Annotated in this window: 14 protein-coding genes and 1 tRNA gene; 9 read left to right on the top strand and 6 right to left on the bottom strand. The window is 64.9% G+C overall.

Going from position 1 to position 20,166, the window contains the following annotated elements; genetic code table 11:
* Nucleotides 1-21 precede the first annotated feature (21 nt).
* Nucleotides 22-807, top strand: a complete 786-nt coding sequence (locus ACP7CK_RS13460) for a Coq4 family protein (RefSeq protein WP_426026335.1) — start codon at nucleotides 22-24, stop codon at nucleotides 805-807.
* Nucleotides 807-1,241 (top strand): DUF2147 domain-containing protein, encoded by a 435-nt coding sequence (locus ACP7CK_RS13465; RefSeq protein ID WP_008261622.1) that lies wholly within the window; start codon nucleotides 807-809, stop codon nucleotides 1,239-1,241. Before ACP7CK_RS13460 ends, ACP7CK_RS13465 begins: the two co-directional genes overlap by 1 nt.
* A gap of 9 nt (nucleotides 1,242-1,250) precedes the next feature.
* Here ACP7CK_RS13465 and ACP7CK_RS13470 read toward each other — a convergent pair whose 3' ends face one another.
* Nucleotides 1,251-2,918 carry an FAD-binding dehydrogenase gene (locus ACP7CK_RS13470; protein WP_426026337.1) on the bottom strand — a complete coding sequence of 556 codons (1,668 nt, stop codon included), beginning with the start codon at nucleotides 2,916-2,918 and terminating at the stop codon, nucleotides 1,251-1,253.
* A 227-nt stretch (nucleotides 2,919-3,145) separates the two neighbouring features.
* On the opposite strand from ACP7CK_RS13470, the gene ACP7CK_RS13475 reads away from it, so the two are divergent.
* The 3 genes from ACP7CK_RS13475 (at nucleotide 3,146) to ACP7CK_RS13485 (ending at nucleotide 9,115) form a co-directional block, all read left to right on the top strand.
* Nucleotides 3,146-6,121: a TonB-dependent receptor gene (locus ACP7CK_RS13475; RefSeq protein WP_426026339.1), complete on the top strand. Its 2,976-nt coding sequence runs from the start codon at nucleotides 3,146-3,148 to the stop codon at nucleotides 6,119-6,121.
* 221 nt (nucleotides 6,122-6,342) lie between these two features.
* Nucleotides 6,343-6,822, top strand: coding sequence for a hypothetical protein (locus ACP7CK_RS13480; protein ID WP_008260144.1), 480 nt, complete (start codon nucleotides 6,343-6,345; stop codon nucleotides 6,820-6,822).
* Between the two features lie 163 nt (nucleotides 6,823-6,985).
* Complete coding sequence (locus ACP7CK_RS13485; RefSeq protein ID WP_426026340.1) at nucleotides 6,986-9,115, top strand: TonB-dependent receptor; 2,130 nt, start codon at nucleotides 6,986-6,988, stop codon at nucleotides 9,113-9,115.
* Between the two features lie 51 nt (nucleotides 9,116-9,166).
* Here the strand turns inward: ACP7CK_RS13485 and ACP7CK_RS13490 are convergent, their stop codons facing one another.
* Complete coding sequence (locus ACP7CK_RS13490) at nucleotides 9,167-9,628, bottom strand: MarR family winged helix-turn-helix transcriptional regulator (RefSeq protein ID WP_426026341.1); 462 nt, start codon at nucleotides 9,626-9,628, stop codon at nucleotides 9,167-9,169.
* Between the two features lie 525 nt (nucleotides 9,629-10,153).
* On the opposite strand from ACP7CK_RS13490, the gene ACP7CK_RS13495 reads away from it, so the two are divergent.
* Both ACP7CK_RS13495 and ACP7CK_RS13500 read left to right on the top strand, forming a co-directional pair.
* Nucleotides 10,154-10,945, top strand: a complete 792-nt coding sequence (locus tag ACP7CK_RS13495) for an alpha/beta fold hydrolase (RefSeq protein ID WP_426026342.1) — start codon at nucleotides 10,154-10,156, stop codon at nucleotides 10,943-10,945.
* Nucleotides 10,946-11,002: 57 nt separating this feature from the next.
* Nucleotides 11,003-11,833, top strand: a complete 831-nt coding sequence (locus tag ACP7CK_RS13500; protein WP_426026343.1) for an alpha/beta fold hydrolase — start codon at nucleotides 11,003-11,005, stop codon at nucleotides 11,831-11,833.
* 171 nt (nucleotides 11,834-12,004) lie between these two features.
* Here ACP7CK_RS13500 and ACP7CK_RS13505 read toward each other — a convergent pair whose 3' ends face one another.
* Complete coding sequence (locus tag ACP7CK_RS13505; RefSeq protein WP_426026344.1) at nucleotides 12,005-14,860, bottom strand: M16 family metallopeptidase; 2,856 nt, start codon at nucleotides 14,858-14,860, stop codon at nucleotides 12,005-12,007.
* 212 nt (nucleotides 14,861-15,072) lie between these two features.
* Between ACP7CK_RS13505 and ACP7CK_RS13510 the strand changes: the two genes are divergently transcribed.
* Both ACP7CK_RS13510 and ACP7CK_RS13515 read left to right on the top strand, forming a co-directional pair.
* A complete protein-coding gene (locus ACP7CK_RS13510) occupies nucleotides 15,073-15,651 on the top strand; it encodes an RNA polymerase sigma factor (RefSeq protein WP_426026345.1) in 579 nt (192 codons plus the stop codon).
* Entirely contained in the window at nucleotides 15,626-16,597 is a 972-nt protein-coding gene (locus tag ACP7CK_RS13515; protein ID WP_426026346.1) for a FecR family protein, read from the top strand. Before ACP7CK_RS13510 ends, ACP7CK_RS13515 begins: the two co-directional genes overlap by 26 nt.
* A 39-nt stretch (nucleotides 16,598-16,636) precedes the next feature.
* Here ACP7CK_RS13515 and ACP7CK_RS13520 read toward each other — a convergent pair whose 3' ends face one another.
* From ACP7CK_RS13520 to ACP7CK_RS13530, 3 genes are all read right to left on the bottom strand, one after another.
* Nucleotides 16,637-17,434 (bottom strand): hypothetical protein, encoded by a 798-nt coding sequence (locus ACP7CK_RS13520; RefSeq protein ID WP_426026347.1) that lies wholly within the window; start codon nucleotides 17,432-17,434, stop codon nucleotides 16,637-16,639.
* Complete coding sequence (locus tag ACP7CK_RS13525; protein ID WP_426026348.1) at nucleotides 17,401-19,776, bottom strand: TonB-dependent receptor plug domain-containing protein; 2,376 nt, start codon at nucleotides 19,774-19,776, stop codon at nucleotides 17,401-17,403. The genes ACP7CK_RS13520 and ACP7CK_RS13525 overlap by 34 nt, the downstream gene beginning before the upstream one ends.
* 272 nt (nucleotides 19,777-20,048) lie before the next feature.
* A tRNA-Met gene (locus ACP7CK_RS13530) sits at nucleotides 20,049-20,125 on the bottom strand.
* Nucleotides 20,126-20,166: the final 41 nt, after the last annotated feature.

A 20,166-nucleotide genomic window follows, 5' to 3' on the forward strand; every position in this document is an offset into this window, starting at 1 on the left:
CTCAGTCCCGGGAGAGAGCAAGTGACAGCCGAACTAATGGTCGCGGACGCCAAATTCGATCCGCAAACCCGCACGCCCAGCCGGCTGCGTCCCCGACGCGTCGAGCCGCTCCGGGCGCTTCGCGCCTTGCGCCGTCTCATCGCCGACAAGGAAGATACGACTCAGGTGTTCGAGATCATGAACGCTCTGGCCGGGCGTTCCGTCCGCCGGGGCTATGAGAAGATGCTCGAACAGCCTGAAGGCGCTCGGCAGGCCTATATAATGGTGGAATTGGCGGACCGGCTGCATGATCGGGCGTGGCTGGAGTCGCTCCCGCCGGGCACGGTCGGCCGCGCCTATCTGGACTTCATCGACGAGCGGAACCTCTCGGCCTACGGTCTGGCCGGGGAAAGTCGCAAGGTCGCGGACTCCGAGATCGAAGCGGCTCACCCCTACGCCTGGTATGCGCGCCGACTGCGCGACGTGCACGATCTTTGGCACGTTCTCACCGGCTATCGCACCGACGCGCTCGGAGAAGCCTGTGTGGTCGCCTTCTCTCTCCCGCAGACGCGAAGCGCGGGCTTTGGTCTGATCGCGGCCGGTGTTGCGATCGAAGCCGCCCGGGCCCGCACGGGCCACCCGTGTGCGCGCGCCGTTCTTCAGGCCTGGCTTCGGGGCCGCCGGGCGGCCTGGCTGCCGGCGCTGGACTACGAGGCGCTGATGTCGGTGCCGCTGGAGCAGGCCCGCGCCCGTCTCGGCCTGTCCGGTCCGACCCTCTACGACCGGATTCCGGTCGAACTTCGCAACAGCCTCCTGGTCGCGGCTTGATGGCGCCCCTTTCAGCCGTCCTGATCGCCGGACTTCTGTGCACGGCGGTTGCGGGGCCGGCTGCGGCGGCGGACAGTCGGCTTTTGGGACGATGGCGCACCGCCGCCCAGGGGGGCGTGGTCGAGATCCACGCCTGCGGCTCGGCCCTGTGCGGTCGGCTGGTCGATGCCGCGCCGCTCCGGCGCAATCCGGACCAAAGGGATGTTCGCAATCACGATCCCGCGCTGCGCGACCGTCCGCTGCGCGGGCTGAGGGTTTTGGAGGGATTTCGGGGCGGCCCGACGACCTGGACCGGCGGACCGCTTTACGACCCGGACAGCGGGCGGCGCGCCGCCAGCGGGCGTCTGGTCCTCATCGATCCCGATCACCTTGCGGTGCGAGGCTGCATCGCTCCCCTGCTCTGCCGAACCCAGACCTGGGTGCGGCTGCCCTAGGGCCGCCGGTCAGGCCATGGCCCGACCGGCGGCGCGACCCGTAAAGAGGCATCCGCCCAGGAAGGTGCCTTCCAGGGCGTTGTACCCATGGGCGCCGCCGCCCCCGAACCCCGCAGCTTCGCCGGCCGCGTACAAGCCTTCGAGCACTGTTCCGTCAGGCTTGAGAACGCGACTGTCCAGGTCGGTCTGAATCCCGCCCAGGCTTTTGCGCGTCAGGACATGCAGCTTGACGGCGATCAACGGACCGGACCGGGGATCGAGAAGGCGATGCGGTTTTGCGACCCGGGCGAGACGATCGCCCAGGTATCGGCGGGCGTTGTGAACGCCCTGGATCTGGAGGTCCTTGGCGTAGGGGTTGTCGATCTGCGCGTCCCGGGCCGCGATCACCCGCCGCACCCCCTCGACGTCCAGCAAGGGCGTCGGGGTCAAAGCATTCATCCCGGCGACGAGGTCGCCGAGTGCGTCGGCGACCACGAAGTCGGCGCCGTGCGCCTTGAACGCCTCCACCTCCGGCGACGCGCCCTTGCCCAACCGGGTTCTGAGCACTCTCAGCCAGTCTCCAGAGGTGATGTCGCCATTCTGCTCCGATCCGGAGAGCGCGAACTCCTTTTCGATTATCGCCTGGGTCAGAACGAACCAGGAGTGATCGTGCGCCGCCAGGTCGGGCGTGGTGCGCAGGTGGCGAAGAGTCGAAAGCGTATCGTAGCCCGGCAGGGCCGGGAACGGCAGGCGGCGCCCAAGGGCGTCGAGCCAGAGGGACGACGGTCCGGGCAGGATCCGGATGCCGTGCCCTGGCCAGATCGGGTCCCAATTCCGCAGACCCTCGACATAGTGCCACATCCGGTCACGGTTCACGACGCGGGCCCCGGCCGCCTCGGCGATTTCCAGCCCCCGTCCATCGACATAGGCGGGCACGCCCCTGACCATCTCGCGGGGGGGACTTCCCAGGCGCGCGGGCCACAGACGCCGCACCTTGTCATGATCCCCGCCGATCCCGCCCGTCGCGATCAGCACCGACGGAGCCCGCAGGGTGAAGGACCCCACCGCATCCCGATTGGAGGCCCGGCCGCGCCCGGCCGCGTCCGGCGCCAGTCGAACGCCTGACACCCCTGTGACCCGCCCCGCTTCAACGATCAGGTCGTCGACGCGACAGCGCGGGTGATACGCCAGCCTGCCGCGTGTGTCGGCATCGCGCACGCGGGCTGCGAACGGGCCGCTCACGCCCGTCCCGGTGCCCCATGCGACATGGAACCGGGGGACCGAATTGCCGTGACCATCGGCGCGACCGTCCCCCCGCTCGGCCCAGCCGACCATAGGCGTCAGTCGTATCCCGTGACGCCGTAACCAGGCGCGTTTCTCGCCGGCCGCGAATTCGACATAGGCCTTTCCCCACCGCACCGCCCACTCATCCTCGGCAAGCGGGCCGTCCAGCCGATCCCAGGCCGCGCTGCCCCGCCAGTCCGACCAGGCGAGATCAAAGCCGTCGCGGACGCCCAGGCGACGCTGCTCGGGGCTGTCGACCAGGAACAGGCCGCCGAATGACCAGTGGGCCTGCCCGCCCAGGTTTGCGGCGTTCTCTTGATCCACCAGCGCCACTCTGCGGCCGGCCTGAACCAGCTCGTTGGCGGCGACCAGGCCCGCCAGTCCGGCGCCGACGATCACGGCATCACAGTCCATCCTGTTTCCCCTTTTTCGCGACGCGCGCGGGCGAAGATCGACATCCGAACTCCCCCGTTCCGGATGACCGTCAACCAACACTGCTGTCAATATGTATTGACATGACGGTGAGTAGTGCGAAGTTGCCGACAACCGCCGGTGGCCCCGCCCCGTCGAGCGGAAACATCAGGCGGGAGGAAACGCACATCACGCGCCGCCGACAGACCGGCGCGCTTCGGGAGGATTTCATGGCTTCAGCGGTCAGCATTCGCGCGCGCCTCGCGCTCTCGGTATCGGCGACAGCCTTCCTGATGACCGGCGCGCCCGCGCTGGCGCAGACAACCCCACCTCAGCCGGATTCTGCTCCCGTCGTCGTGGACGACATCATCGTCACCGCCCAGAAACGCGAACAGTCGGTGCAGGACGTGCCCATCGCCGTCACCGCCCTGTCGGCCGAGGCCCTGCAGTCGCGTCAGATCGATGGAGGTTCGGAACTGCTGCGCGCCGTGCCGAACGTCACCTTCTCCAAGTCCAACTTCAGCATGTACAACTTCTCGATCCGCGGGATCGGGACCAAGGCCGTCTCGGCCTCCAGCGATCCGGCGGTGGCCGTCAGCTTCAACAACACGCCCCTTATCCGCAACCGCCTGTTCGAGCAGGAATATCTGGACGTCGCCCGAGTCGAGGTGCTGCGCGGGCCGCAGGGCACCCTGTACGGCCGCAACGCCACCGGCGGCGTCGTCAACATGTTCCCCGAACTGCCCAAGTTCCGATCCGAAGGCTTCGCCGCGGGCGAACTGGGCAACTATGACAGCCGGCGCGGCCAGGCCATGCTCAATGTCCCCTTCGGCGACACATTCGCCGTGCGCGGCGCCTTCGGCTTCACCCAGCGGGACGGCTTCGACTACAACAGCTTCAACGACACCCATGTGAACGACCGCGACCTGTTCACCACGCGTCTGTCCGCCCGGTGGGAGCCGACGGCGCGGTTCCGCGCCAATGCGATCTGGGAGCATTTCGAGGAAGACGACAATCGCTCGCGCACCGGCAAACAGCTGTGCACCACCGATCCGGGTCCGACCCAGGTCGGATCGGCGTCCATCACCACGGCCTACACCCAGGACCAGCTGAGCCAGGGCTGCCTGCCCGGCTCTCTCTACTCCGACGCGGCCTATGGGGCGCCCAACGGAGGATCCTTCGGGCCGGTTCGCCTGCTCGGCACGGGGCCGAACCTCGGCTTTGGCCCCAATTTCGAACTGATCAACCTGATTCCGCTCGGTTTCGACCCCTATGAAGGCGTGGTCCAGTCCCGCGATCTGAGAGAGATCGCCACCAGCTATGATCCGGTGTTCCGCGCCGAAAACGATGTGGTGCAGGTCAATCTGGAATTCGATCTCAGCGACACCCTGACACTCTATTCCCAGACCGCCTATGCCAAGGACGACTATTATGCGTCCCAGGACTATGCCCGCTACGTCTCCAACCCCGCCTTTGTGGACAGCAACAGTGTCTTAGACATCTTCGGCGATCCCGCGCCGTCGACCGCGACGCCGGGCGGGGTCTACACCGACCCTCAACTGGGTCCGTCGGACCGCATCCTGGCCGTGGACATCAGCCAATCGGACAATCGGCAATGGTATCAGGAGTTCCGCCTTCAATCGAAAAACGACGGGCGGTTCAACTTCAGCCTCGGCGCCAACTATCTCGATTTCAAATCTCAGGACGACTATTACGTCTTCAACAACACTTTCTCGCTGATCGCCGAATATTTCTACAATACCGACTTTCTCCCCAACGGCGGGATCGGGACGCGGCCGTGCGACGATACCCAGCCGTTCGAATGCGTCTATGTCGATCCCAATCCGCTCAGCGAGATTAATGGAGAGGGGCACAACTACTTCCGCAGCAAGAACGTCATTCACACCCGGTCCTGGGCCGTCTTCGGTGAAGGATATTGGGATCTGACGCCTGAGCTGAGGCTGACCACCGGCCTGCGCTATACCGAGGATCGCAAGGACACGACCCCCTATCCCAGCCAGCTGCTGCTGGGCGCCAATCTGAATGGCGATCCGGGCCTGGCCACGGGCGGCTATGTGCGCAGCGGCTATTACGCCCTGCCCGACGTCGAACAGAAATGGGAGGCGGTCACCGGTCGGATCGTGCTGGACTGGACGCCGGACCTGTCCTTTACCAACGACACCCTGGTCTATGCGTCGCTGTCGCGCGGCTACAAGGGCGGGGGCACCAATCCGCCGCGCCTGGACCTGAACCCGACCGTGGTCCAGTACCAGCCGCTGGCCGGCACCTTTGAGCCAGAATACGTCAACGCGTTCGAGATCGGGACCAAGAACTCGCTTCTGGACGGCATGCTCCGACTGAACGCCACCGCCTTCTACTACGACTACAAGGACTACCAGGTCTCCCAGATCGTCGATCGCATCTCGCTGAACGAAAACTTCGACGCCAAGATCTGGGGGCTTGAACTCGAGACCGTCTACAAGCCCACGCCCAACTTCCAGATCGACGCCAATTTCGGGTATCTGAAAACCCGCGTTGCAGATGGCGAGGGTTCGATCGACGTGATGAATCGGACGCAGGGCAACGAAGACTGGATCACCCTGCGGCCGTGGATCCAGGTGCCGTCGAACTGTATCGCGCCCAGAGACCTGGCCGAGCAGATCCTCAACAGCCCGTTCGGAACTGAACTCGCGATCTTCTCTCTCAGCGCCCTGTGCGCCGGGTCGTCGCGGTTCGGGACCTTCAATCCCGACCTGGCCTCCAGCCTGCCCTTCTGGCAGTTCTACGGCTTCACCTACGATCCGCTCACCGAGGCGCCGAACGGCGGGCGGGGCTTCGAGGCCGACCTGAGCGGCAACGAACTGCCCAACTCGCCCAACTGGACCGCCAACATCGGGGCCCAGTACAGCTGGTTCCTGGGGGATTGGGACCTGACCCTGCGCGGCGACTACTATCGCCAGGGCGAGAGCTTCTTCCGCGTCTACAACACGGAATATGACCGGCTGGAGGGCTGGGACAATCTGAACCTGTCGGTGTCCCTGACCAACGAGGCGCGGGGCCTGAAGCTTCAGGCCTATGTCAAGAACGTCTTCGACGATGCGCCCATCGTCGACGCCTTCACCAACTCGGACGACACGGGACTGACGACCAACGTCTTCACCCTGGACCCACGGCTGTTCGCCGTGCGGCTGACCAAGTCGTTCTGAGATCGCTGACAGGCCGGTCGACGACCGGCCGCACTGCAAGGCCGTCCCCCCGGCGTCGAAAGACGCCGAGCGGACGGCCTTATTTGGCATTATACTATTGAAAAATATACGTATTTTCCCTTGACTCCAGGTTGCTTACGGCGCTGTAAGTAGGTTGCCCCTAGCGGGTGAACACACGCTCAACGGGTCCATCCAAGGACCCACTCAAAGGGAGGACTATCATGATCAAGACGCTTTCCATCGCCGCCGCGGCGCTCGCTTCCGTCGCTCTGGCTTCCCCCAGCTTCGCCCAATCCTTCTCGCCCAGCTCGGGCAGCGTATCGGGATCAGGCTCGGTCGTCCTGTCTCAGACGACCGTCGTGACCTGCAATGTCTCCATCACCGCAAGCCCGCTGAGCGCGACCAGCGCGCCCATTCCGACCCGCAGCATCACGCCCGGCAGCGCCCTCTGCTTCGCCGTCGGACCCTACGGATCCTGGAGCGCCGCCGTGGTGCCGGGATCGACCACCTCGATCTCCCTGACCATCGGCGCCAACACCGTGGCCAACGATCCCTGCTACGGCACCGTCGTCGCCGCCTGGAACAATGCGACCAGCACGGCCACCTTCAGCAACAATGTGCTGCCGCCCGTGAACGCCGGCGGTCGCAGCTGCACGATCCGCAGCGGCTCGATCCGCATTCCCGGCCTGCAGATCCTTTAAGCCCGGCGCTCCCCTGGATCCCAAACCTGAAAAACCTCGCCGGGCGTCTCTGACGCCCGGCCCTTTTCGCTTCCCCCCTCGGCGAGGCGAACTGGATCCTCATGCCGTGATCAAGGCCGCGTATTTCATGGGCCTTGCGATCCAGGACGGGGGTTGATCGTCCATGCTGGCCCTTCTGGCTCTCATCGCCGTCCAGGAGGCGCTGCCCGCTCCTCCCTCGCCCGCCCAACTGGAAGAGGTCGAAGTGGTCGGGCGACGCGGTGCGGCCAGGGTCGCGCCAGAGCAGGAGCTTGGGCCCGAAGAAATCGACAACCTCGGCGCCTATGACATAGGCGAGGTGATCGCTCGCCTCAGCGAACGTCTGGGCTTCCAGCAACCGCCCGTTGTGATCGTGAACGGCCGCCCGGTCGTGGACGCCCGAAACTTCACGGGCTTCCCGCCCGACGCCCTGGTCCGCGTCGAAGCCCTGCCGCCGCAGGCGGGCGCCCTCTACGGCGGCGATCCTGGGCGGCGGGTCGTCAACATCGTTCTTGAGCCCGAGTTCAGAAGCCGTGACGCTCTGGCGAAGGCGTCCCGGCCGACAGCCGGCGGAACGACGACCCTCTCGCTCGACGCACGCCAATCAGAAATCCAGGGATCCTCGACCTTCCAGATGGGCCTTCAGGGCGCGAGGACCACGCCGCTCTGGGCGGACGAGCGGCCAGGCTATGGTCGAGACCATCCGGGCGGCGGCGGAAACACGCTCCGCCCGCAGGCGCAGACGGCCTCGGTGAATCTATCGGCGACCGGAACCCTGTCAGACTGGTCGACCTCGTTCAGCGCAAGTCTGCAGACCCGGCAGGACCGCTTCGTCTCAAGTTCGGTCGCAACGGCGGACAGGGCGGAAACCCGACAGGAAACAGACGCCCTGACCATGGCCGGGGGCCTGGCGGGACGCGCCCTGGGATGGTCGGTGAGATGGGGGCTCGATGGTCTGGTCTCGGAAGGCCGGCAAAGGGGCGCGACGGATGTGACGGCCCGCACGGTGTCGGCCGTCGCGAAGCTCTCGGCCGACCGGACCCTGATCGACCTGCCGGCCGGCCCCGCCCAGATGACGGTCGATACGCAGTATCTTCGCTCCAGATCCGACATCAGGGCCGCCGGCGTAACCGCAACCCCCTCGTCTCGCGCGCTCGAGCTCCGATCCGGCCTGACGCTGCCGGTCTCGTCCTCGCAGTCAGACGGGGACGGACCCCGGCGGTTGCTCGGCGACCTGGCGCTCAATCTGGGCGGCCGCCTGAGACTGCTCGACGAGGCCGACGCCCAGGGGACGGGGCTGAACGCCGGCGTCGCCTGGGCGCCGTCCGGGAGAGTCCGTCTGGGCACGCAATTCGCTCAGGCGACCGATGCGCCCACCCGTGAACAGCGGTTCGACCCGATCCGCTATGGGCCGCCGCGCACCTTCTATGACTTCCGCCGCGGCGAAGCCGTCGAGATCCAGCCGATTCTCGGCGGCGCCCCGGATCTTCAGGCCCAGGAGACGCAGACCCTGTCCCTCTCGGGATCGACGGGCCCCTTCGGCGCGTGGGGTCTTCAGGCCAGTGTCGATCTTCAGAACACGCGGACGACGAATGCGATCGGGGCCCTTCCCGCCCTGACGCCGGCGACCGAGACGGCCTTTCCGGACCGTATCCTGCGCGACGCCTCAGGCCGCCTGACGGGCATCGACCAGCGGCCGATCAATCTCAAGGCGATCTCGTCCCAAACCCTCTCGTCGGGCCTGACCGCCAATATTCCGCTCGGGAGCGGGGCGCCGGAGGCGTCCAGGCGGGGCTCCGTCCAGGTCGCCTTCAACCACACCTGGCGGCTGGAGGATCGCATCACGATAAACGAAGCCCTGCCCCGCCTTGATCAACTCGCCGGAGACGGCGGCGGCCTGTCGCGTCATCAGTTGGCGTTGCGGCTCGACGGACGATACGCGCGATGGGGTTTGAACCTTGCGGCGACCTGGCGAAGCGGCGCGCGCCTTCGTCGCGATCTGGGGCAGGACGGCCCTGACGATCTGCTTCTGTCGCCCCTGACCCTGATCGGCTTCACCCTCAGCACCGTCCTGTCGTCGCCCAGGAGCGAGGCCTCGGACACGGGGCCGCGCCGTCGCACCCAGGGCTTGCGGCTTGAACTGGGGGTGGAAAACCTCTTCGACGCGCGGCCGACCGCGACCCTGGGGGATGGTCGCCCGGCGCCGGCCTATGGTCGCGATGATCAGGACCCCCTGGGCCGCGTCATTCGCCTCAGCCTCAGCCGACGCTTCTGAGCCTCGAGCCCGGCCCCGCCGAGGCGGCCCGGCCCGGCCCGGCCCCTAGCCTTACCTCGACTTGCGCGACGCAAGGCTTTCGTAGACGGCGTCGCGCAGAGACTTGAGGCGGATGTTGAGATCGCTGAGTTCGGGCATGGTCTGGCCTGAGGCGTCCAGCAGGGCCTCGCCCAGACACCCCGCGCGTTCACGCAGGGCTTGGCCCTCGCTGGTCAGGGTGATCACCACCTGGCGCTCGTTCGCGGGGTTGCGCGCCCGCCGGACAAGGCCGGCGACCTCCAGCCGTTTCAGCAAGGGCGTCATGGTGCTGGGCTCCAGCGCCAATTCGTCGGCGATATCGCCGACCGTCCGGCCGTCCTCCCGCCACAGGACGTTCATCACGAGATACTGCGGATAGGTGACGCCCAGATCGTCCAACAGGGGCTTGTACGCCCGCTGGATGGCCATGCCGGTCGAATAGACGGTGAAGCAAAGCTGGTCCTCCATCGGGACCGGACCTTTGGATTTGGACATTCCGACCTACTCGCTCCTGCACAGGACGAAAGTTATATCGCGATAATTATTCTCTTAACAAGACCGATGACCTGCCTCGCCAGGCCCGTCTCGTCGTGGGCCGGTCGCGGGATTGGATGCGGCGCGCTTCGGAGTGGACGCGCGAAAGGTGCAGCCGGCGGGAATAATTGGCCCTCTTGAGACGTCTAACGTCAGAGCCGCCCGCCCGAGCCAAGGCTGACCATGCCGACCACCTTACTTGTGCATATCCGCAGCGGCCCTCGCAGTCCTGCGACGGGTGGTGGACCAGCCGCCGCTCTTGGCCAGCTTGGCGTTCATTCCGACCATTACGGAGGGCTGACGCCATGCCCGGCGCCCCGCCTCAGACCGGGAGGCGACAGAAAGTTATATATCGCGATAAATATTGGCTTGACAGAACTCCGGCGCTTCATGCATCTTCTTTTAGCGCGATAACTGTTATCGCGATGTCACCTTCACTCTCACGTCCGCCGCCACCATCCCAACCCAGCTCCAAAGGAAACGACCATGATCAAGTTCCGCAACATCCTCCTCGCCGCCGTCGGCGCCGCCAGCATCGGCGGAGCCGCTCAGGCCCAGTCCGTCCAGACGATTCCGGCGGCTCAGACCGTCCGCAACGTCGTCCTGGTTCACGGCGCCTTCGCCGACGGCTCGGGCTGGAGGGCCGTCTATGACGACCTGACCGCTCGCGGCTACCGGGTGACCATCGTCCAGAACCCCCTCACCTCCCTGGCCGACGACGTGGCCGCCACGCGGCGCGCCCTCGCCCGCCAGGACGGCGGAACCATCCTTGTCGGCCACTCGTGGGGCGGCGTGGTGATCACCGAGGCCGGCGTCGACGAAAAGGTGAAGGGCCTGGTCTATGTCTCCGCCCTGACCGCCGATGTCGGCGAGACGGCCGGGGACCAGTATAAGGGCTTCGGCATCCCCTCGACCTTCGTGATCGAGGAACAGGCCGACGGATTCGGCTTCATCAGCGCCGAACGCTTCCAGGAAGGGTTCGCCGCCGACGTCAGCGACGCCGACGCCGCCTTCATGCGCGACTCTCAGGTTCCGATCGCCATGTCGGCCTTCGCCACGCCGGTCACCCAGGCCGCCTGGAGGACGCGCCCGAGCTGGTTCATCGTCGCCACCGAGGACGCCGCCATCGCCCCGGCCATGCTGCGTCAGCAGGCCGAGAAGATCGGCGCCGTCAAGGTCGAGATTCGCGCCAGCCACGTCCCGATGATCTCACAACCGCACGCCGTCGCCGATGTGATCGACCAGGCCGCCCGCAGCGCCGGCGACCGGCCGAACTGACGCCTGCAAACCGACCGAAACCCTCGCCTTCAAACCACCCTCTCAAAGGACATAGCCATGACTTACCTGACCCTCTCCGACGACACCCGCCTGTTCTACAAGGACTGGGGCCCCAAGGACGCTCAACCCATCGTCTTCCACCACGGCTGGCCGCTCAGCGCCGACGACTGGGACAACCAGATGCTGTTCTTCCTGGACAAGGGATTTCGCGTCATCGCCCATGACCGCCGCGGCCACGGTCGATCGGACCAGACCGACACGGGCAATGACATGGACACCTACGCCGCGGACGTCGCGGAACTGGCCGAGGCGCTCGACCTGAAGAACGCCATCCACATCGGTCACTCCACCGGCGGGGGCGAGGTCATCCGCTACGTCGCCCGCAGCCGGCCCGGCCGCGTCGCCAAGGCCGTGCTGATCGGCGCCGTGCCGCCGATCATGCTGGCTACGGCGGCCTATCCCGGCGGTCTGCCGATGGCGGTGTTCGACGGGTTCCGCGACGCGTTCAAGCAGAACCGCGCGCAGTTCTTCCTCGATGTGCCGTCGGGTCCCTTCTACGGCTTCAACCGAGAAGGGGCGGCGGTGAGCGAAGGCCTGATCCGCAACTGGTGGCGCCAGGGCATGGCGGGCGGCGCAAAGGCCCAATACGATTGCATCGCCGCCTTCTCCGAGACCGACTTCACCGAGGACCTGAAAGCGGTCTCTCTGCCGGTGCTCCTGCTGCACGGCGAGGACGATCAGGTCGTGCCGATCGACGCGTCCGCGCACCAGGCTGTCAAGCTGCTGTCGAACGGAACGCTGAAAACCTATCCCGGCCTGTCCCACGGGCTGTTCGCCACCCATCCGGACGTCGTCAACGCCGACCTGCTGGCGTTCATTCAAGGATAGGCAGGGTCTAGCGGCCGAATGCAGGGAACCGGGCCTCTCTGCATTCGGCCGTCGCCCTTCGCGTGAAAGCAGCTGGCCGAGGCGTCGGGCCAAAACCGCGACAATTTGGCCGTTCATTTGAGCAATATGATGGTCTGGGCGGCTAAGCGCCCAGACCATCTGGTTTCGCCCTCAGGCGGCTGGGGCGACAGGCTGAGGGACGACGGTCGTGCGCCATGCACGCTCCGGCGCAAGGTACTGACGCGCGAGTTCCTGAACACGGGCTGGGGTCACCGACTCCAGGTCCGGGATGGTGTTAAGCGTTTCCTCCACAGCCCCTGGTTTGACGCCCACGTCCGCCAGCTGGCCAGCCCACCAGAAGTTGGTGTTCATGCCGCGCCGTGTCGCTTCGATCATGGGCGCGCGCGCGCGGGTCAGTTCATCCTCGGTAATCGGATTTTCGATCAGATCGATCGCGATTGCGTCAACGGCGGCGAAGAAAGCTGGCAGGTTCCGTGGCGTTGTAGCGGCCTGAACAGCAAGGTAGCCGTAATCCGGATAGACGTCCGAGAAAGTCGACGACACGCCAGGCGAATAGGCTAGGGCCTGCCGTTCCCGTATTTCGGCCAGCGCTCGCAGTTTGACGACCTCAGCCAGCACGGCCACCTGCCGCGCCTCAGTGCGGTCGCCGATGACATCGATCGTCGGCCAGGCCACCACGCCTAACGCCTGTTCCGAGGTCCCATCATGATGGAGCACGATGGGCGTTGCGGTGGGAGCGGGAAAGCGACGTTGCGCAGCGCCGGGAGCGGGCGGGGGCGCGGGCTGACGGGCCGGCAGGGCCCCGAAGGTTTTCGCCGTCGCCGCAACGGCCTGATCGACGGTCACATCGCCCACCACGGTCAGACGCAGCGGTCCTTCGGACAGCAGTCGCCTGAGATCATCCCTGAGCGGCTCAATGCTCCACTGGCTGACCAGTTCAGGCGGCGGCGGCGCCTTGCGGCGGTCCCCGCCCGCCAGCAGGGGCGCTGCATCCATACCGAAGACGCCTCCCGGGGTGGCCCGGGTCATCGCAATCGCCGCCGGATAGTTGGCCTTCATCTGGTTGAACGGCTGGCTGCGGAACGCCGGATCGGTCAGCAAGGCAGTCAGAAGCTGCATCTCGAGCTCGAGATCTTGGGGGCGCGTACCGCCGGAGAAAATGAACCGATCTTCGGCCGTGCTCAAACCACCGCCGACCACGCGGCCGGTTAGCGCATAGCTCATCTCGTCCGCCGTCATCCGGCCCAAGCCGCCCGATCTCAGGGTCCCGATCGCGGACTGTCGCGGATCGTCCTCCGATGGCGAAAAGGCGAGCTCGCCCCGGCCTGTCGACACCAGGACCTGGATTTCCTCGTCCTTGAAGTTCGTCTGCTTAACCGTGAGTTCGACGCCGTTGTTGAACGTAACAATTGTGGTGCCCAGTTCTGGCGCCTCGCGGCTGGCGACAACCTCACCAGCCGGACCGAAGTCCGTATAGGGCCACTCCATGCGAGTTATGGGTTTAGGCGGCGCAACGGCCACCTGAGAGGAGGCGTTGAGAACGGATGCAATACGCGACTCTCCCCCTTCTACTGGATCAGGGGAGGTCATCATTGTCAGCGGGCCGTCGCCGTCGAACGCCTTGCGGACAGCCTCGTTGACCGCCGCGGGCGTCAGCCCCTGCACCGAGGCGTTGAAAAGGTCCAGATCGGTGCGAGGCGAGGTGAAGACACGCTGGCCGTTGACCGAGCCGAGCAGCCCTCCAGCGAGTGCGGAGGTTTGGCGCGTCGCTGCGGACGCAACGCGATTTTCCAACGTGGTGCGCCAGTTGTCGATCTCACGTTGAAGCTCCGCTTCGGAGACGCCGAACTCGATCAGCCGGTGGCGTTCCTGGTCGAGGGTCTGCAGCGCCCGCTCCCACTGCCCGGGAAGGTAGGTTGCGGAAACTGTGGAGAGGCGGATGCTCTCAACCAGATCGTCAGCCGAGACTGCGCCAGTCAGGAGCGGTGCGTCGTCCATGCGCGACAACTCGCCGATCCGACGATTGAAGACGGCGAAACCCAGGGCGCGAACTACGCCCTCACGCCTCTCGGCGATCGAATCCAGATCCTTGTCTGGCGCGCTCGACCACGACATGCTGATGGTGTGCGACAGGCCCGGTGCGACGATGAGTTTGGTCGCAGGCGTCCGGGGCGAAACGACGCCAAGGTCCGGCTCCGGACCCGGCTCCCCTTTGGCGGTCCAGTCCCCAAACCCGGCGACGATCTTGCGCTCCATGGCGTCGACGTCGAAGTCGCCCACCGCAATCATGGTGGCGCGTTCAGGGCGGTAGTAGGCTTGGTAGAACTCGACGAAGCGATCGCGGGGCGCGGTGCGTATGACCTCCATGTCTCCGATCGGGAAGCGCTCGACCAGCTTCAGACCCGGGGCCAAGAAGGCCAGTTGCTCATGGCTGGCGCGGGACTGCGGCGTGTTGCGCAGCCGTTCCTCGCCCTCGATCACGCCACGTTCGGCGTCGATGTCCTCAGGGTCCATCAGCGCGCGCGAAACCTGCTCGCGCAGAATGTGCAGGGCCGTGTCGACCGTCTCGTCATTCGAGCGCGGCAGTTCGAGGACGTAGGCGGTTTGGTCGAAGCCGGTGAAGGCGTTGGTGTCGGCGCCGAAGGCCAGGCCCAAGCGCTCGAGGATTGCGAGGAGCTCATTTTCTGGGACATTGGTGGTCCCGTTGAAGGCCATATGCTCCATAAAGTGCGCCAAGCCGCGCTGATTGTCGTTCTCCATTAGCGAACCCGCGTCGATGTAGAGACGCAAGGCCGCCTGTCCGGGAGGTGTTGCGTTGTGCATCACCGCATAGCGCATGCCGTTGGGCATCAGGCCGAACCGAACCGCTGGGTCTGCCGGAACATCGCTGGCGGCGTGAGCCCACGGATCCGACGCCGGGGGCGTCTGAGCGGCGGCCGGGAAGACGGCGCTGAGTGTCAGCGCCGAGGCGGCGGCGAGCAGGATTTGTCGACTCTTGAAACGCATTCTGTTGATCTCTCCCTGAGCGTGGATCGCTCGACTGCTTACGGGCGCGCCATCCTGAATGGACGCGCTCCGAAGCCCCCGGGAGACGACGTTTCTGGAAAGACGAAGAGCTGCGCAACTTACTCAAAAATAATGTTTTAGAGCACAAGGAAGTCTCACAGCCGCTCGTCTTTATGCTGAATACAAGATGAGATTTCGTCGGGGGCGGCGGCATGCGCGATGACTCAAGACAGCGGCTCGTCGCCTGGGTGGCGTCCCAGGTCATGCCACATGAACCGATGGTTCGCAGTTGGCTGCGGCAGCGACTTCAGTCGCCAGACGACATCGACGACTTGATCCAGGAGGCCTACGCAAAACTCGCCGCAATGTCGTCCCTCGAGCAGATCAAGCGTCCCGACGCCTTCTTCTTTCAGGTGGTGCGTAATCTTCTCGTGGACCAGATTCGGCGCAGTCGGGTGGTCCGTATAGAAGCGGCGGCGGAGCTCGACGTCCCGTCCTTCTATGCAGATGAGCCGACACCGGAACGGATCGCCGGCGCTCGGCGTGAACTGGCCCGCGTTGGAGAACTGATCGACGCCCTGCCGGACCGATGCCGCCGTGTGTTTATCCTGCTCAAGATCGAGGGCCTGTCCCGAAAGGAGGTAGCTTCGCGACTCGGCGTCAGCGAGAGCGTGGTGGAGAACCAGGGGGTCAAGGGCCTCCAGAAAATACTCAAGGCGATGAGAGAGGAAACCGGCGATAACGACTATCGCCTCAAGGTGCGACATGAACGTTCGACAAAGCGCCAGTGAAATAGAGGCGGACGCGGCTCGCTGGGTCATGCGTCTAGACCGCGACGGCCGAGAGGCGGTCCGAGCGGACCTTGAGGCTTGGCTAGAAGGCGATATCCGACGCGCGGGCGCCCTGCTGCAGGCGGAAGCAGCCTGGACGCGGCTCGACCGGGCTGCTGGAACGGTCAGCCGGGAGTCCCGCAAAGCCCGACGCGGGGCATGGCGTATGCCGTCGCGTCGCATTCTACTTGGGGGTTTCGCGGCGGCCGCGGCCACCTTCATCGCCGGTGTCGCTATAATCCCGCAGCAGCCGCGGAGCTATGTGACGACCTTGGGCGAAATCCGTCGGCTTCCGCTTGCGGACGGATCGACCGCTTCCATCAACAGCTCCAGCCGTATGAACGTCGACTTCAAGACGGACCTTCGACGTGTCGCGCTTGAGCGGGGCGAAGCCTGGTTCCAGGTCGCGCGTGATCCATCGCGGCCTTTCCGGGTCGAGATTGGCCGGGTTCGCGTACAGGCCGTAGGCACAGCGTTTTCGGTGCGCCGGCTCCACGACGGCGTCGAAGTACGGGTTACAGAGGGTGTGGTGAAGGTTTGGGTCGAAGGCACAGCGGGCCGGACCGTCGAACTGGCTGCGGGAACGACCTCTTTCGTGGGCGAGGGCCGCGACAGCGCTTCTCCCCCCGTGGTGGCCCCCACGGAGATTGATCGCGATTTGGCATGGCGTTCAGGGCAGATCGATCTTGCCGGCGAGACGCTTCAGGAAGCGGTCGCCGAATTCAACCGCTACAACGCCCGAGCGCTGGTCATCGGCGACGAGGCTTTGGCCTCCGAACGGCTCTACGGCGTCTTTCGCCTCGACGATCCCGAAGGCTTTGCCCGGAGCGTCGCCGTTAGTCTCGAGGCTACCGCGACATCGGACGCGGCGGAAATTCGGCTAAGTCGTCCGCAGACAAACCGTTAGCCGTATCGGCGGCGCTATCCGCGCCGCCGACGATGTCGCCTAGAACCGCTTTGTGAGCGCAATATTGAAGTGTCTCAGACGCGGGTCGCCATACCGACTGTAGAAAGAGCCGGTTGTGATATCCACCGGCGGCTGGGTGTTCAGCACATTGGTAACGCCACCGCGCAAATCGGTGTCCTCGCGAACGGCCCACGTGGCGAAGACGTCATGGTAAATCTGGCTGGGTATGCGGGCGCTGCCTTGAAGCGGCTGCACGCTGTGATCCTGACGCAGGTAATAGTCGTTCGAAAAGCGCGATCTCCACCCCACAGACCAGGTGTCGTCCTTGACGAACGCCACGGTGGAGTTGCCTTTCCAGGTGGTGCCGCCGGAACCGCCGAAGCCCGCCGCGAATGCGCCCGTGGCGACGCCCGCCCAGTCCAAGGCCGGAGTGTTCTCTGACCGCTTGATCGACAGTTCGGCCAAGTATGTCGCGTCCGCCTTCAAATCCAGGCGCCCCCCGAAGAGATCGCGACTGTATTCAAGAGCGAAATCCCAGGCCTCAACCCTGACGCCTGCGAGATTGGCGATCGACATGTCGGCGGCGATGATGGGGCCGACGGCGAAGCCGTCGCTCGCTGGCGCGCGGATAAAACGTTCCGGGTGCTCTCGCAGAAAGTCCTCAAACAGCCTTTGCCCGTCGGTGTCTCCAACCTGTGGCGCCAGAAGGGCGCCCGGACTGAAATAGTTGTCCTGCTTTTCTGTCCTGGTCCAGTCAACCGACACACGGACCCCCTCGATCCAGCGCGGCGTAGCGATTATCCCTACAGAGAAGGTCTCTGAACGCTCCGGTAACACATCGGGATTGCCGCCAAGGAAATTGCCCGGTCCCTGAAGGATGTTGAAGCCCGGAAGCAGCGGGGTGCCAATCGGTTCCCCCCCCGTTCCGGATCCGTGACCCTGACAATCTGGACTGGCGTCGCCTGCCGGATCAGCTGATGCAGAAAAGGCGGCAGATAGCCGGTGCCGTAGCTTCCGCGGAAGGCCAAATCCCTGAGGGGCGCCCACTTGGCGCTGTAGGTTGGATCTGTGCGGGAGGACGTGGAGGTGGCATAGTCCGGCGACGCGCCGTTTGCGGGGCAGGGTGTCGACAGCTCCGCCTCAGTCAGTGGACGGGGCACGCTGAGGCAGTTGATGCCTACTAGTCCTCCCCTCCCCTCGATCTCGTCGTACCGCGCCGAGGCGCCGAAGCCGAGTTCATAAACGAGGGGGATATTGTTCTCCGAGCCAATCAGGGGCGCCCAAAACTCGGCATAGGCGCTTTTGGTGTCTTGCCAGCGCTCGGGCGTAAAAAGAACGATAGAGGATTCGGCAGTGCTCTGGGCCGTTCTGGAGTCTCCGTTCCACAACTCCGTTCTCTCGATCAGGGTGCTGAGAGTCGGATAGCCGCCGGGCAGCTTGATGGGCAACGGTCCAGCGAACCTTAAGCTAACAATCTGGGTGGTCGCCTCCGCCGGGCTTCGCATGGAGCCAAAATCGAGGAAGGCATAGTCGATCGGATCAGCGTTGATATCCCGAATTACATCGATGTCGCCGCTACGCAGCGCGGTCAATGTAGCAACGTCGATTCCGGGCGCTGCAAGATTGTCAGTGAAACGGTTCCAGTTGTAGGTGTAGTCGAGGTTCGCCTGCCATTTGAACGGCAGCTGGATAATGGCGCCCGCGAGGAACCGGCGTGTCTCGCTCAAAGACTCGCCTTCGGCGTCCACGCCGATATGGGGCACCGTGACCTGAATAGCTTGCTGAAAGGGGTTGTTCGGGGCGTTGGCTGCAAGGGCGATCGTCGATAGCGCCCTGAGAACACTGCTAGTCGTTCGCGCTTCACTGGCTTGAACCTCGCCGTACAGACGTAGCCAGGAGGTAAGCTCGTGTCGCACGGCGAACGAGCCGCTGAAGCTCTCTTCACCCGATGTGAGCGTCACTCCCTCGCCAAGCGAGTTTCGCGCGGGATCGAGGTTATACTGTCCAGCGTTTGCGACCAGGGCGGCGATTCCATCCACACCGACGCCGCGGAAACCATAGGGTGCAAACGTGTGGTTCGCCCCCAGCGAACCGCCGCCAAAGGCAGGATCGAGGGTCAGATTGGCTCCGTTCTGGCTGCGGATGTTGGGTGTCGCGCCGAGGATCAAATTCTGGTCGAAGTACGGGCTGCCGGCAGCCCGTATGTGCTCATAGCCCTCCGACAGGAAACTCCTGTCTCCCATACGCAACGGGCTGGCGTCCCGATAGCTGGCCGACACCGAGAGGTTTGTCTTCCCGCCGGCGAGATTCAACCCGCCGGAAAGATCAAACCGATAGTCGGGGGCGTCTCCGTCCCATACGTCCGCGTAGACTGTCGTCGTCTCCAGACCGCGGTAATCGCGTTTCATAATGATGTTTATGACGCCGCCGGTGGCTCCGCCGCCGTAAACAGAAGAAGCTGACGAAGGCAGAACCTCAATTCGCTCGATCTGGGCCATGGGTATGCCGACGATGGTCGGCTGCTCCAGAAAGCCGGCCCCCGTGTTGACGCTGGCCAGACGACGGCCGTCCTGAAGAATTAGCGTCTCATTTGTGCCGAGCCCCCTGAGGCGGAGCTGGCTGCGGCCACGGGTGGAGTCAGATGCTTGATCGCTCGAAACGGGCGAAACGCTGGCCGCGAGATTGTCGCGGAAGAACTGTTCCAGGCTTACCGCGCCCGACCGGCGCAAATCTTCCTGAGTGAAGATCTGATAAGGCTGGGCGTCATCCTCGGTATGGCGCACGCTGGTGTTCAGAGACCATCCAGCACCGCCCTGCACAAGAACCTCGGGGAGCACCGTGACCTGATTCCCGGCTTCTTCCGGAAAGGGCACCACCACATAGGCCCCCTCCGAGGGATGTGCGACGGTCAGTCCGGTGCCCTGGAGAAGAGCGGCCAAGCCTGACCGCACCGTATACTGACCGACTACCGGATTGGTTCGACGTCCCTCGGCGTGGCCGGCCGAGATGAGGATTTGCACGTCGGCTTGGCGAGCGAAAGCAGCGACCCCGCTGCTGGCAGGCTGGGCTGGAACGTTGAAGGTCCGGGTCTGGGCCCAGGCGGCGCTCGCCGACAAGACCGCGATAGAAGCGACAGACGTGAACAAGGCGCTGCGCGCGCATGGGCCGAAGGCGTTCATATGGCATCCCCCAAGAATAAAGGGCCCCTCAGCCCCTTTGAACTAGACGGGCGGGGATCGACATTCCTTTACCTCGTTCGAAAATTTGTCAGAGAGCGGTCAGTTCGCCTTCTCCCTGGGGCGCGCGTGGGCTTGCATATTCGCCCGCAGAGCAGGCGGGGGTTATTTTCCACCCCGCTGAGCTTCCACGTGGCTTCGACGGTGGATTTTCGAGGGGTCGGACTTCGGCCAGCAAAAAGCCGCTGAGCGTTATGCTCAGCGGCTGTTTTGTTTGGGTGCGGGAGTAGGATTTGAACCTACGACCTTCAGGTTATGAGCCTGACGAGCTACCGGGCTGCTCCATCCCGCGGCAAGCGGTAGTCGTGAAGGAAGAACGGTTCGAGAAGCCTG

Source organism: Brevundimonas sp. TSRC1-1, from assembly GCF_049898245.1.
Taxonomy (GTDB): Bacteria; Pseudomonadota; Alphaproteobacteria; order Caulobacterales; family Caulobacteraceae; genus Brevundimonas; species Brevundimonas mediterranea_A.

Coding starts and splice junctions, on each gene's coding strand:
- ACP7CK_RS13465 (WP_008261622.1), top strand. CDS start 807: ATGGCGCCCCTTTCAGCCGTCCTGATCGCCGGACTTCTGTGCACGGCG.
- ACP7CK_RS13470 (WP_426026337.1), bottom strand. CDS start 2,918: ATGGACTGTGATGCCGTGATCGTCGGCGCCGGACTGGCGGGCCTGGTC.
- ACP7CK_RS13475 (WP_426026339.1), top strand. CDS start 3,146: ATGGCTTCAGCGGTCAGCATTCGCGCGCGCCTCGCGCTCTCGGTATCG.
- ACP7CK_RS13480 (WP_008260144.1), top strand. CDS start 6,343: ATGATCAAGACGCTTTCCATCGCCGCCGCGGCGCTCGCTTCCGTCGCT.
- ACP7CK_RS13485 (WP_426026340.1), top strand. CDS start 6,986: ATGCTGGCCCTTCTGGCTCTCATCGCCGTCCAGGAGGCGCTGCCCGCT.
- ACP7CK_RS13490 (WP_426026341.1), bottom strand. CDS start 9,628: ATGTCCAAATCCAAAGGTCCGGTCCCGATGGAGGACCAGCTTTGCTTC.
- ACP7CK_RS13495 (WP_426026342.1), top strand. CDS start 10,154: ATGATCAAGTTCCGCAACATCCTCCTCGCCGCCGTCGGCGCCGCCAGC.
- ACP7CK_RS13500 (WP_426026343.1), top strand. CDS start 11,003: ATGACTTACCTGACCCTCTCCGACGACACCCGCCTGTTCTACAAGGAC.
- ACP7CK_RS13505 (WP_426026344.1), bottom strand. CDS start 14,860: ATGCGTTTCAAGAGTCGACAAATCCTGCTCGCCGCCGCCTCGGCGCTG.
- ACP7CK_RS13510 (WP_426026345.1), top strand. CDS start 15,073: ATGCGCGATGACTCAAGACAGCGGCTCGTCGCCTGGGTGGCGTCCCAG.
- ACP7CK_RS13515 (WP_426026346.1), top strand. CDS start 15,626: ATGAACGTTCGACAAAGCGCCAGTGAAATAGAGGCGGACGCGGCTCGC.
- ACP7CK_RS13525 (WP_426026348.1), bottom strand. CDS start 19,776: ATGAACGCCTTCGGCCCATGCGCGCGCAGCGCCTTGTTCACGTCTGTC.